The following is a 13,246-nucleotide window of genomic DNA, read 5'->3' as shown; positions in this document are numbered from 1 at the left end:
AGGCTGCCCAAGCTTCATTGGACAGCCTCTCTTCTTGCTCGGAGTGTTGACTCCACCATTAATAAATATGCACAAATGGTTCGTCCTTGTCCGCCTTTCTGACAATGAGCGATTCTGGCCCATTGACAGATGTAACGCTGACCGAAACCGAGATGTATTTTGGAAAATGCTCCATCACTTTCCCGGTTACATACTGAGTAAATCCGATCCCTTCCGCCTTTCCGTAAAATTGGATTGGAATCGTAATGCTCAACTCTTTAAGTTGGCCGTCTAAATAATGGCCTTTGCCTACCACCCCATTGAAGTTAGGGAAGTATTTCTCGACGTCCTGTTTGAAGTTATCAAATGCAAGCGCATCTTCACGGTATTTTTCCCGGGCATCTTTGGAAGGGAACAAATAGTATTTTTCACTTACCTTTTCCCATTTGTCAATGTCTGCCCCCTGCTTTACAGTCGTATAGGCGAAAAAGTTCCCCGGTACAACCGATTCAATGCTTTCCTGCTCAAACAAAGCAATGGTAATCGGGATATTTCTTAACTCATCCATGGCGCGAAGCCGTTTCAGTACTTCCTGGGCAATCTTTTTTCCTTCCCGTTCCATCGTCTGCTGGTCAATCTTAACCTGGAATGTATCGCCATATCTTTCCTTTTGATAATAGTGGACCGAATTCAGGGCGAGGCCTATCGCGACTCCGCCAAGCTTATACTTATCGTTATCCCCTTTTACAAGGAAATCGTATTCCAGGAGATGGGCCAAGTAGATCGGGCTTTTTTTATTCCGTGCCTCAATATCGCCTACGCCTTCGTCAATAGGATTCAGGCCAAGGTTGTCTTCTTCCTTTATTTTCAATTCATCTAGCTGCTTTTTTGTATACTTGCGCGCGAGCCATGCCTCAACAGTCTTCTTTTTCAGGATTTGGCCTTCCCTGAACACATACTTATCCGGATCGAATGTATTCTGGGCAACCCTCATCAATCCCATTTCAAATTCATTAATATCGTAGCGGGTATTGAGGTTATTGACCGTCTGCCCCCGTGCCCCGCTCGGCTTAAATGGCAGGAGTACCTGGTAATATTTATCCGATATCTTGTATTTTGGAATAATCGCCTCTTCCTTCGTATTCTTTGGCTGGTCCACGACCTCCTCCCGGTTTTGGAAGTTCGGCGCGCACGCAACCAAAAGGAGCGATAAGGAAAGAAGCGCGATTGTTAGCTTTCTCACGTTTCCTGCACCTTCTTACTATTCGATTTCCTCGAGCAGCCTCTCTTCGTCCCAAATTTCGATTCCAAGCTCTTGCGCTTTAGTAAGCTTGGAGCCTGCATCTTCTCCGGCAATGAGGATGTCTGTTTTTTTGCTGACGCTACCGGCTACATTCGCGCCGAGAGCTTCCAGCTTTTCTTTCGCTTCATTCCGGGACATTCTTTCCATTTTCCCAGTCAGGACGACCGTTTTTCCAGCGAAAATTGAATCCGCCGACTCAATTGCCGCTCGTTTCGGCCCTAAGTATTCCATGTTCACACCGGCAGCCTTTAGCTCATTTATCAGTTCCCGGGCTTCTTCCTGTTCGAAAAACGCTGCGATTGAGCTGGCCATCTTTTCTCCAACTTCGTTAATGCACATAAGGTCACTTTCGGTTGCCGACGCAAGCCGGTCCATCGTTTCGAATTCCTGGGCAAGCGTCCTCGCCGCCTTTTCCCCTACGTGGCGGATGCCCAGGCCAAACAATAGTCGCTCAAGCGAGTTCTCCTTCGAACGGTCAATTGCCTGGAGCAAATTAGTGACGCTCTTTTCCCCCATCCGTTCTAGGGCAAGCAGTTCCTCTGCGGTTAATTTGTATAAGTCCGCCACATCTTCCACAAGCTTATGGGCAAACAGCTGGGCAATCACCTTTTCGCCTAGGCCATCGATATTCATCGCATTCCTCGATACAAAATGGATCAAGCCTTCCCTTATTTGCGCCGGGCATTTTGGATTCAGGCACCTTAAGGCTACCTCACCCTCAAGCCTGACAAGGTCGCTGCCGCATTCCGGGCAATGTTCCGGCATGTGGAAATCTGTTTCATTGCCGGTACGCTGCTCCAAAAGGACGTTCACAACTTCCGGAATAATATCCCCGGCCTTTTTAACAACTACTTTATCGCCAATTTTCAAATCTTTCTCCCTGATTAGATCTTCGTTGTGCAGGGATGCGCGCTGTACAGTCGTTCCTGCGACCCTTACCGGCTCGAGGATGGCGGTAGGTGTAACGACCCCAGTCCGTCCAACGCTCAGCTCAATATCCAAAAGGGTCGTAACCACTTCCTCAGCCGGAAATTTGTAGGCAACCGCCCAGCGCGGACTTTTAGCCGTTGTTCCAAGCTGCTCCTGCGTCTCGAGTGAATCGACTTTGATAACGATGCCGTCAATGTCATAATCAAGATTCGCACGCTTTTCGACCCACCCGTCTATATAGTCGATAACTTCCTCAATCGACGCACATTTCCGCCGTTCCTTGTTCGTTTTAAACCCAAGCCTGTCGAGATAGTCAAGGGCTTCGCTATGCGATCGGATTTCAAGGTCCTGCGCATCAGAAATCCCATAGAGGAAAGTATCAAGATTCCTGGATGCGGCAATGCTTGTATCCAGCTGCCTAAGTGAGCCGGCCGCCGCGTTCCTTGGATTCGCGAACGGCTCCTCGCCGCGTTCTTCCTTCAGCTTGTTCAGCTTTTCAAAAGACTTTCTCGGCATGAAGGCTTCCCCGCGCACCTCGAGGGAGGCGCTCTCCCTTAACCTGAGAGGAATTGATTTAATGGTCCGCAAATTCGCGGTAATGTCCTCGCCGGTGGTGCCATCGCCCCGAGTAGAGCCAAGGACGAACCGCCCCTCTTCATAAGTCAGGGCAACGGCCAGGCCGTCGATTTTCAGCTCGCAAACATAGCTGACATCATTCCCCGCCGCCTGCCGGACACGCCGGTCAAAATCCCGGAGATCCACTTCATTGAACGCATTCGCCAGGCTGAGCATCGGACTTTTGTGCCGGACCTTTTCAAACATATCAAGAATGGCGCCGCCAACCCTTACCGTTGGCGAATCAGGCGTTTTGAACTGTGGATACTTTTCCTCCAGTTCAATTAATTCACGAAGGAGCCGGTCATATTCCGCATCCGGGACTGACGGTTTATCGAGAACATAATATTCGTATCCATATTGATGCAGCAAGGTCTGCAGCTCCCTGACTTTCATTTCGGCTTGTTGCAGGTCCATCCATCAATCCCTCTTTTCGTAAAAATCATCGTTTATATTGCTTATACCTTTTTGATTGGTGCAAATTTGGCAAGGAGCCGCTTTATCCCGGTCGGGCTTGGGAACGCAATGTCAAGCTCCAACCCGTCTCCCTCTCCTTTTACGCCTACAACGGTGCCAATGCCCCATTTGCCATGCTCGGCTTTGTCGCCGGCTTTCCAGCCAATGGTTTCCCCTCCCGACGCTGCGGGACGGGTGACCGGTTTTCTAACGGCTGGCTGTTGTGGCGCGCCAAATTGTCGGTTCATGCTGCCCGCCCCAAACCGGTTGCCGGAAGGTTCAAATGGCGAAGATGCAAACTTCTTCTCCGCCGGTTCAACTGTTTCAATGAGGTCGGCGGGAATTTCCTTAATAAACCTGGATGGAGGATTCATGTTCGTCCGCCCAAACAGCGTCCTCCACTGGGCGTTTGTTAAAAACAAATACTCTTCCGCCCTCGTAATGCCGACATAGGCAAGCCGACGCTCTTCTTCCATTTCCCCTTCATCCATAAGGGAACGGCTATGAGGGAACACTCCTTCCTCAAGGCCAATCAGGAAAACGACCGGAAATTCCAGCCCCTTGGCAGAATGAAGGGTCATCAGTGTTACTTTCTCATTTTTCTCAGGCTCGTCATCCATCGAATCGATATCGGCGACGAGCGCGAGGTCAGTTAAAAACGCGACAAGCGACTTATCCTCGCTTGTCTCCTCAAAGCTTTTGGTAACGGAGAGCAATTCCTCAAGGTTCTCCATCCTGCTTTGCGCCTCGAGTGATTTTTCGGCGCGAAGCATCTCCATATACCCGGACTTATCCAACAAGTCCTCTACGATTTCCGTCACTGAAAGGAATTCCTGCATCCGCGTGTAATTTCCGATCAGGTCCCGGAACTCGGCCGCCGCTTTGGCGGTTTTCGGGCTGAGGCCAATCAGCTCCACAGATTCAAGCGCCTGGAAAAGTGTCAGGTCATGAAGGTTGGCGAAGTCCATGATTTTATCCACCGATGTCGCCCCGATTGCCCTCTTTGGAACATTGATTACCCGGTTCAGGCTTATATCATCGTCCGGGTTGGAAATGAGCCTGAGATAGGCAAGAATGTCTTTGATTTCTTTCCTGTCATAGAACTTGATGCCGCCGACAATCTGGTAATCAATGACCGACTTCAGCAAAACTTCCTCCATGACACGCGACTGGGCGTTCGTCCGGTAAAGGATGGCGATGTCGGAAGCGGTATACGTGCCGGAGTCAATTAGCTCTTTAATTTTTCCAGCAACGAATTGTGCCTCTCCCTGCTCGCTGTCAGCCCTATAATAGACGAGTTTATTCCCTTCCTGGTTCTCCGTCCAAAGATTTTTCGGCTTACGGTTCATGTTTTTGGCGATTACTTCATTCGCCGCCAACAGTATCCTTTTCGTAGAGCGGTAGTTTTGCTCAAGCAGAATGACCTTTGCATTTGGGTAGTCCTTTTCGAACGATAGGATATTTGCAATATCCGCCCCGCGCCATTTATAAATCGACTGATCCGAATCCCCAACGACGCAAAGGTTTTTGAACCGAGCCGCAAGCATTTTCACAAGCATATACTGGGCACGGTTCGTGTCCTGGTACTCATCGACATGGATATACTGGAACTTTCTCTGATATTTTTCTAGCACTTCAGGAACCTGTTTGAACAGCTGGATGGTCATCATGATCAAGTCGTCAAAATCCAAAGCCTGGTTTTTGCGCAGCCTTTTTTGGTACTCCTTGTACACGTTGGCGACCTTTTGCTCTATGTAGCTTCCGGCCGTATTTTCGTATTCCTCCGGCCCAATCAGTTCATTTTTCGCGGAAGAGATGGAACCGAGCATGGCCCGTGGGTCGAATTGCTTCGGATCCATGTTCAAATCCTTCAGAATTCCCTTAATGACCGATTGCTGGTCGGTCGTGTCAAGAATCGTAAAATTCCGGTTAAAGCCAATCCGATCAATATCGCGGCGCAAAATCCGCACGCACATCGAATGGAACGTCGAAATCCAGATTTCCTCCGCGGCGCCGCCCATCAATTTTGAAATCCTGTCCCTCATTTCGCGGGCAGCCTTGTTTGTAAATGTGATCGCAAGGATGTTATAGGGATTCACCAGCTTCTCAAGCATAAGGTACCCAATCCGGTGGGTCAGCACCCGGGTCTTTCCGCTTCCGGCTCCCGCCATTATGAGCAGCGGCCCGTCCGTCGCCTTCACCGCTGCCTGCTGCTGGGGATTCAGCCCCCCAAGCAATTTATCTTTCAGGTATTGCATTCTCTCCACCACCATAACAAAACGTATGTTCTGTTTTTATTGTAAGCTGTTTATCGTAAAAATGCAGCTATTTTTCAGTTTTTACTGCTTTGACTGTTTCCAGCGCTTTCCCGAGGTCTTCATATATACCATTTCCAACGACAATAACATCCGCATGTCTTGCCATCTCAACGGCCTGTTCTTTCGTTTTAATTCCGCCTCCATAAAAGAGAACTGCTTTCTCAAGGCCTTTTTTCGCAGCCGCAGCGATCTCGGGATCGCCGTATGTACCACTGTATTCAAGGTAAAATATCGGCATGCCGAACATTTTCTCGGCCATCATGGCATAAGCTTTGATGTCTTCCTTCGACAACCTGGTTTCCGCTTCGGTCAGTTTTGCCGCCTTGCACTCTTCATTGAGGATTACATACCCCTCCATCGCAAACTCGTTCCAGTCCATAATATCCCCAAATTCCTTCACGGCCTCAAAATGGAGGCCATTTATCCACTTTGGGTCCTTGCTGTTCATAATGGATGGGACGAAATAAAGATCGAAACCCGGGGTTACGGACTCAAGATTCGAGACCTCCAGTACGCATGGAACCGTAAAGCGGCGGATCCTCGCCATTAAATCCAGGACCCCTTCCAGTGTCACTCCGTCCGTCCCGCCGACAATTACCGCATCCGTACCGGATTCACAAACTGCCTCCAAATCCGAATCGGTAATCTCCCGGGCCGGGTCAAGCTTGAACACATGGCGCCACTCGCGAAAATCGTACATGAAAAAAATCCTCCATTCACTATTCCATTAGTACATTATAGCATTTGGCAAAACGGAAAAAAAAGAAAACGAGGGAAAAGTCATAGTAGAAATGATAACCATTATAGGGGGAGAACAAAAGGCGAAAGCGCCTTGGTCAGCCCCGACCAGCATAAGACGGGGCCCGCAGGACGGGCCCGCCCTCCGGAGGGAACCGGCTTATGACCTCGAGGGGCTAGGCGCTCCTCGGAAAAGAAAAACACTTTTCCTTCGTGCGATGCTATGCTGCCGTAGCTTTCCTTGTGGAGCTGGATTACAATAACTTATTTCGAGTTATCACAAGGTGAATTTTATAACTTGTTAGACGATTAAAAGAAGCCGAAGCATTGCCCCGGCCTTCAATCTCTTCTATTCTTCTGTTCCTGAAGCCGCGGGCTCAGTAACCCGCTCAAGAACCATCTCATAGGCATCATTGCCATAGTTTAGGCAGCGCTTAACCCTTGAAATCGTCGCAGTACTCGCGCCTGTTTCACTTTCAATCTTATGGTACGTCTTCCCTTCGCGCAGCATCCTCGCAACTTCAAGGCGCTGGGACAGTGACTGGATTTCATTCACCGTGCAAAGATCATCGAAAAACCGGTAGCATTCCTCCAGGTCTTTTAGCGTGAGGATGGCATTGAAAAGCTGGTCGAGTTCTTTTCCTCTAAGCTTATTGATCTGCATATTGTTTTTACCCCCTTTTTCTTTATTGTCTTCTTTATTTTCACTGAATTTCAGGTTAGCTCTCTTCAATGGTGATGCTCTTTGCGATGCCGGGATTCGCCGGGATGATATTGACCCACGTTTTTCCGGGGACAAAGGCAGCTTCATTCCCGTCTTTTACAGGAATAATCCTTCCATTGTTATTGAGCCAATCAACTTCAATTACCTTTCCTTTTTGGAAAAGATACCCCTTGCCTCCGCTTTTCAAATCAATGTCACGAAGCCCGCCAGGCCCGGCTGGAGTGTGGGACATTTCCGCGATAAAAATATTGTCCAGCAAAATCGGCTGTTTTGTTTCCAAATCAACCATCATTTCACCATTAATATATCGCTTATATTTTCCAATCGAAGGATCGTATTTATAAGTTGGCGAGTACGTTTTAGTCCCATATGAGACAAACGCCGAAAGCGCAATCCTGCCATCGATATGTGCGACTTCCTTTTCCGTCAGGAATTTAAAAGGCTTTGGAGCAGGGGACAACTTGAACCCATTTCTTTCGGCACCCTTTACGATGTTTTCATAAGGAATATATGAATTATGCGGCGCCTTCCGGAAGCTCGCCCTTTTAAACAGCGTTCCGTCATATGCCATGCCATTCAGGTGGTCGATGTAACCGGAATTCAGCATTTTTTTCGCTTCCACACTATAGCCGTGGGCAATAAAGATGCTGTCGAGTCCCTTGGCGATTTCAATATAATAATCCCTTGCACTTCTGACAGGCCCGATACTTTCAGGCTTTTCACTTTGATACACAGCAAGGAACCTCGTAACATCCCCTTCCGCCAGCAACTCATAGACAATATCCGCCTGGTTCAGGCCCGATTGCGGGCGGGCTTTTGGAAAATTATTCACCACAACTGCGAACGCCCTGTTATCCGGCTCGGTTTGCGAGCCGATTCCCGTAAGCGGATACGAAAAAGGAAGCTCAGGTACCGCTTGTACCACTTTTTCCGCGGCTGCAGCTTTTTTTACAGGCTTCGCCGGCTCCTTCGAGGTCTCCTTGTCACTGCATGCCGATAGCAAAAGAAACGTCGCCGCCACCGCCAAAGACCATTTCCTCATTCTCACACCCCTGTTTGTGCATCTATCTGTCTTCGCTTTATTTTTTTCTATCTTTTATCCCACTCGTAAGGAGAAGCAAGCGCTCACCGTAAGTGGGGTTCAGCCTCCCTTTGTTGGAAGGTTCCCTTTATTATTTTAACGCATTATAGACGGAAAGAGTACCATTTTATTCATAACATCGTACATTCCTTGCTGAGTTATCCGGATATAAGGCAAATGCGTCGAAGAAAAGAAGAGCAAGCTGTAAATTGGGTCTGAATAGCTGTACCCTCGTTCACGCAAAACGTCCAGCAGCCTTTTTTCTTTTTCCATCAATTCCTCAAGCGGAAGCTCCGTCATTAATCCCCCAAGTTGCAGCGGCAGCTCGCATACTATTTCCCCGCCCTCTGAAACGACAATCCCGCCGCCAATCTCTTTCATTCTGTTAAAAGCACGGAGAAGATCGGGCTTGCTTTTACCAATAAGAATAATGTCCCCCGTGTTGGAAAATGAACTCGCCATCCCTTGAAGCCTGTTGGCAAACCCTTTCAGGATGGTATTGACCCGCCACTTCCCATTCCTGTCGATCAGCATGAAAAAGCACTCATCATGGCCCTCGGAAAGGCGTTCTCGTGATACTTCGAGCGAAACGGAATAGGGCTTTGTAATGACGGCGTTTTCCATTTTAATGCCAAATGGCATCGAGAACTGGAGGTCATCCATTGTTAGCTCCCAATCAGGCCGGAGCGGCTCAAGCCCGTATTCATTCCAGTCAAGTTTAGGAAATGTTTCATGGATAATCTCGCCATCCCGCTTCACCCATTTTCCTTTTGCAAGGACGGAAACTGGGCATGGCTCTTCGACACTGGAGAGAATGTTGATGTTCGCGACCCTTCCTGTAGCGATTTTCCCATGAATATGGCTGAGATTATAATATCTGGCGGGGTTGATGGTCGCCATGTTATAGGCATCAATAATTGGAACACCTTTCTTAATTGCAATCCGGATCATTTGGTCAATGACCCCGTCCCTGTAAAAACCGGACGAGGAGCCATCCGTGGTAAACATCATATGGTCATAAGCGGCAATCCCAAGCCGTTTTAAATCATCAAGCAAACTTGGCAAGTCCGGTCGAATTGACGAATGCCTGAGGGAAACGGTATATCCCTGCATTAAGCGATCCAAAACTTCTTCCCCTGTCATTGCCTCATGGTCGCAATCTGCGCCAAGCAACATCATCTTTGCGAGTGTCTTTTCCGATGCACCGGGAAAGTGCCCCTCTATCTGCTTTCTCATCCGCTTTGCTTCCTGAATCCAGTGAAGCATCATGTCATCGCCTGCAAGCAGTTTCGGCCATCCTGTCAGCTCTCCGCCCTGAATGACAGCATCATGCTCAAGCCATGATTTAATATTGGTGTGTGAAAATTTTTCTTCCTCATTCATTATTTCTGTTTGAGGATCGAACCTGCACCACCAGAACATGCTTGCAGGAATGGTCCGCAAATCCTTCATTAGCAAAAAGGCCTTCTTTTTATTTAAATGCAGGACGAGGGCCATGTTATCATTGATGATGGTCGTAGTCCCTCTCCCCGAAGCGTAGGCTGCAAACGAGTGTGGATTGTATAACTGGAACGGATGGGCATGCGGCTCGATATAGCCCGGTACGATAAATTGGCCCGAACAATCTATTGTACTGCAGTTCACAAGGTTTTCCGGCAGTTTTTCACCAACATAGACAATCCTGTCATCATATATCCATATATTCGCCTTCATCCAGCTGCGGAACACCTGGTTCAAATAGGTACAATTTTTCAAAAGGATCGTCGGCGCTAGCTTACCATCCAAAACATCAATATGCTCGCGCAAATGCTTGTTTTTCCACCTGTAGCGCTGCTCCATTCTATCTCCACCCTTCTATAAAGGATATCTATTAAACTATGTTTTTTACCATTGAAAGCACTTACATTTTATACTACCATAATCTTTCCATTATTGAAGCAGTGGATATCACTTTGGTTTTATATTTTTGTGAAAAAGTGAACAACTTTTCGGGAGTGACACTGCGCTTATTCTAAAAGTCATGTGTTCCTTACCATAACTAAAAAAGCATCCCCCCATGATGGATGAATGCTTCCTATCCTATTTACAGGCCAAGCCTTTGAAAAATCGTATCAACATGCTGCAGATGATAGCTGTAGTCAAAACAATCATCAAGTTCCTTCGGGCTTAGATACTTTGTAATCTTCTCATCCTGGTCAAGCAGGCTCCTGAACGGCACTTGCTTCTCCCATGCCTCCATGGCCCGGGGCTGCACCGTATCGTACGCCTCCTCACGGGATAGGCCTTTCTCAATCAGGGCGAGCAATACCCGCTGCGAATAAATTAAGCCGAGCGTCCTGTCCATATTTCGTTTCATGTTTTCTGGATACACCGTGAGGTTTTTAATAATGTTCCCAAACCGGTTAAGCATGTAATTCAATAGGCTGGTCGCGTCCGGAAGAATAATTCGTTCAGCCGATGAGTGCGAAATATCCCGTTCATGCCAAAGAGGGACATTTTCATACGCTGTCAGCATATGGCCGCGGATAACCCTTGAAAGGCCTGTCATATTCTCAGAACCGATCGGATTCCGTTTATGCGGCATCGCAGATGAACCTTTCTGGCCTTTTGCAAAAAACTCCTCCACTTCACGAGTTTCACTTTTTTGCAGGCCGCGGACTTCAACAGCGAATTTTTCAATCGACGTTGCAATAAGCGACAATACCGACATATAGTGGGCATGCCTGTCCCTCTGCAGTGTTTGGGTTGAAATCGGGGCCGCCTCGAGCCCAAGCTTTTCACATACATACTTTTCAACATACGGGTCGATATTTGCATATGTACCGACTGCCCCGGAAATTTTCCCGACTTCAATGCCTTTTGCCGCTTCATTAAAACGGTCCAGATTCCGTTTCATCTCCTCATGCCAAAGGGCAAGCTTTAGGCCAAATGTTGTCGGCTCGGCATGGACTCCGTGGGTCCGCCCCATCATCACAGTATATTTATGCTCTTGTGCCTTTTCTTTTAAAATGGAGATGAAACGTTCAATGTCGGCCCTGATTATTTCATTTGCCTGCTTTACCAGATAAGAAAGCGCTGTGTCGACAACGTCAGTCGAAGTCAGGCCGTAATGTACCCATTTCTTCTCCTCACCGAGCGTTTCAGAAACCGCTCTCGTAAACGCAACAACATCATGCCTTGTTTCTTCTTCGATTTCTTTAATCCTTTCTACATCAAATCGGGCATTTTCACGGATTTTCCGGACATCCTCATGCGGGATATCCCCGAGTTCTGCCCACGCTTCACAAGCAAGTATTTCAACTTCCAGCCATGCGGCGAAACGATTATGCTCTTCCCAAATTTTCGCCATTTCCGGCCTGGTATAGCGGTCAATCATCATTAATCCCCCGTTTATTAGTTAGTTATCTATCCACAATAGCCCGAGCTCCGTAAAAGCAGGATTCAGGCGAATCCATCCTTATCTTATCAGCCATACTTAGGGACTGTCAAACCAAATTACGAACATTTTTAGATGGTAATATCTTATTGTTCGTTATTTTTTATTGTTGTTTTTGTTTTCCTTCAAAAAGTATTTGCCTCCCCGCAGGGATTACCTCATTTCCTTCTTCCTTGAAAATTGGTTTTTCAATTCTTCTAACTGGAACGAAACCGAGTTGCTCCATTCGTTCAAGGCAATCATCAATTGTTTCATTTTCCTTTACCTCAAAAAGCTGCTTCTTCCCCACAAACAATCTCTCCTTTGGCTTTTTCTTAGTATACCCCAACGCTTTTAAAACGTAGAAATGCCGGGTAGACTATCCCGGCATTTCATGATTTTATTCTTCATCATATTTCTCTATATAAAACCCTTGCTGAGGAGACCATTCGGCGTAATATACCTCTTCTATATTTGTGATTCCTTCCTTTTTTAACTCTTCCCTTAGCCATGTTTCATCCTTCCCGGCTTTCCTTAATTCCTCTTCCTCAATTTGTCCCTCATCAACCAATAGCAAGGACGGATCAACATCTTCGGCATTTATTTTTAGCATTTCGGGCGTAACCGGATCAGTTGAAGCCTTTTTCATTACACTTATCTGGCCTCCTGTTTCCATAAAAACATACCTAACATCTTTTAATGAAAACACACCTTTCGTACGAAGCAGAGCACGAAGCTGTTCCATTTCCAATTGATTCTTTTTCATTTCTTTGTGGTTGATTTTACCGTTGCTTACCAAAACTGACACCGTTCCCGTCAGCGGCTTTCGGATTTTTTCAAATTTCTCCCCGAGTTTTTCCACACTAAAACTTATTCCGCCCCATAACGCAACTCCAAAAAGGACATGAAAAATATTGACCTTTTCATCATAAATGGATTCCTCAATAATTCCTCCTAACAAAATGGCGAAAACAAAATCATATGGAGTTAACTGGGACATCTCTTTTTTCCCAAGTAGTCTCGTTACCACAACGAGGGCGAAATATCCGACTATCAGTTTTAACGCTATCGTGCCATACATAAACAGTTCCTCCTTCTCTCTTTCAGTCCATATACCCCCTTTTTTCCGCATTCATGTTCCCTCCTTTTGGAAGGCAACTTTAGTTTTTAAAAAATGGAAATTTTGTTGTGGAGTGATAACTAAACTAGCCTTATACAGCTATAAGGTATACCTGGTGATAAAAATAAGTGTTGGGGGTTCAGATAGGGTTTGGCGAAGATATTTGCACTAAAAGAGGGAATTGACCGCCTTCACACTGCTGTTCGGGCGTTAAATCCTCTTTTAATGCCCGAATGAGCTGCTACACAATGCCATTCGGGCTTTAAATCCTCTTTTAATTCCCGAATGACCGCCTTCACACTGCCGTTCGGGCTTTAAATCCTCTTTTAATTCCCGAATGACCGCCTTCACACTGCCGTTCGGGCTTTAAATCTTCTTTTAGTACCCGGCTGAATATTAGGCGGTGACAGTTCTGGGCTACAACCAACAGACTTGATTTTTTGTAAGTTCTCTTTTTTATCCAAATATCGACATATTAAAGTTTTTGGAACACCAAAAAAGGCAACCATCTAAGGTTGCCTTCAGACTGTAGACAAACTCGGAGATATCCTGGTTTGCCTACAGTCT

The 13,246-nt window shown here is 46.9% G+C and carries 10 protein-coding genes; all 10 read right to left on the bottom strand.

The features are described from left to right. Window positions 1-58: 58 nt before the first annotated feature. A complete protein-coding gene (locus tag RB160_RS12210) occupies window positions 59-1,222 on the bottom strand; it encodes a CamS family sex pheromone protein (RefSeq protein WP_316570643.1) in 1,164 nt (387 codons plus the stop codon). A gap of 18 nt (window positions 1,223-1,240) precedes the next feature. After that, a complete protein-coding gene (gene ligA / locus RB160_RS12205; protein WP_316570642.1) occupies window positions 1,241-3,244 on the bottom strand; it encodes an NAD-dependent DNA ligase LigA in 2,004 nt (667 codons plus the stop codon). A 41-nt stretch (window positions 3,245-3,285) separates the two neighbouring features. Further along, window positions 3,286-5,541, bottom strand: coding sequence for a DNA helicase PcrA (gene pcrA / locus RB160_RS12200; RefSeq protein ID WP_316570641.1), 2,256 nt, complete (start codon window positions 5,539-5,541; stop codon window positions 3,286-3,288). Between the two features lie 67 nt (window positions 5,542-5,608). Continuing rightward, window positions 5,609-6,301, bottom strand: coding sequence for a heptaprenylglyceryl phosphate synthase (pcrB, locus tag RB160_RS12195; protein WP_316570639.1), 693 nt, complete (start codon window positions 6,299-6,301; stop codon window positions 5,609-5,611). Between the two features lie 387 nt (window positions 6,302-6,688). Then, on the bottom strand, window positions 6,689-7,003 hold the full coding sequence (locus tag RB160_RS12190; RefSeq protein ID WP_316570638.1) for a YerC/YecD family TrpR-related protein: 315 nt from the start codon (window positions 7,001-7,003) through the stop codon (window positions 6,689-6,691). A 55-nt stretch (window positions 7,004-7,058) separates the two neighbouring features. After that, window positions 7,059-8,105: a DUF3048 domain-containing protein gene (locus RB160_RS12185; RefSeq protein ID WP_316570636.1), complete on the bottom strand. Its 1,047-nt coding sequence runs from the start codon at window positions 8,103-8,105 to the stop codon at window positions 7,059-7,061. A 135-nt stretch (window positions 8,106-8,240) separates the two neighbouring features. Beyond that, window positions 8,241-9,983, bottom strand: a complete 1,743-nt coding sequence (locus tag RB160_RS12180) for an adenine deaminase C-terminal domain-containing protein (protein WP_316570634.1) — start codon at window positions 9,981-9,983, stop codon at window positions 8,241-8,243. Between the two features lie 244 nt (window positions 9,984-10,227). Next, window positions 10,228-11,520, bottom strand: a complete 1,293-nt coding sequence (purB, locus tag RB160_RS12175; protein ID WP_316570632.1) for an adenylosuccinate lyase — start codon at window positions 11,518-11,520, stop codon at window positions 10,228-10,230. 163 nt (window positions 11,521-11,683) lie between these two features. Continuing rightward, window positions 11,684-11,869 carry an NETI motif-containing protein gene (locus RB160_RS12170; RefSeq protein ID WP_316570630.1) on the bottom strand — a complete coding sequence of 62 codons (186 nt, stop codon included), beginning with the start codon at window positions 11,867-11,869 and terminating at the stop codon, window positions 11,684-11,686. Between the two features lie 90 nt (window positions 11,870-11,959). Continuing rightward, on the bottom strand, window positions 11,960-12,691 hold the full coding sequence (locus RB160_RS12165) for a DUF421 domain-containing protein (protein ID WP_316570629.1): 732 nt from the start codon (window positions 12,689-12,691) through the stop codon (window positions 11,960-11,962). Between the last annotated feature and the right edge of the window lie 555 nt (window positions 12,692-13,246).

Source organism: Neobacillus sp. YIM B06451 (genome assembly GCF_032667185.1).
In the GTDB taxonomy this organism is placed as follows: Bacteria; Bacillota; Bacilli; order Bacillales; family Cytobacillaceae; genus Bacillus_D.
Note: the sequence above shows the minus strand (reverse complement) of the source record. Positions and strands in the feature narration are given on the sequence as shown.

Excerpts from the sequence above, each read along its gene's own strand:
- ligA (WP_316570642.1), bottom strand. The coding sequence starts at position 3,244 with ATGGACCTGCAACAAGCCGAAATGAAAGTCAGGGAGCTGCAGACCTTG.
- pcrA (WP_316570641.1), bottom strand. The coding sequence starts at position 5,541 with ATGCAATACCTGAAAGATAAATTGCTTGGGGGGCTGAATCCCCAGCAG.
- pcrB (WP_316570639.1), bottom strand. The coding sequence starts at position 6,301 with ATGTACGATTTTCGCGAGTGGCGCCATGTGTTCAAGCTTGACCCGGCC.
- RB160_RS12190 (WP_316570638.1), bottom strand. The coding sequence starts at position 7,003 with ATGCAGATCAATAAGCTTAGAGGAAAAGAACTCGACCAGCTTTTCAAT.
- RB160_RS12185 (WP_316570636.1), bottom strand. The coding sequence starts at position 8,105 with ATGAGGAAATGGTCTTTGGCGGTGGCGGCGACGTTTCTTTTGCTATCG.
- RB160_RS12180 (WP_316570634.1), bottom strand. The coding sequence starts at position 9,983 with ATGGAGCAGCGCTACAGGTGGAAAAACAAGCATTTGCGCGAGCATATT.
- purB (WP_316570632.1), bottom strand. The coding sequence starts at position 11,520 with ATGATTGACCGCTATACCAGGCCGGAAATGGCGAAAATTTGGGAAGAG.
- RB160_RS12165 (WP_316570629.1), bottom strand. The coding sequence starts at position 12,691 with ATGCGGAAAAAAGGGGGTATATGGACTGAAAGAGAGAAGGAGGAACTG.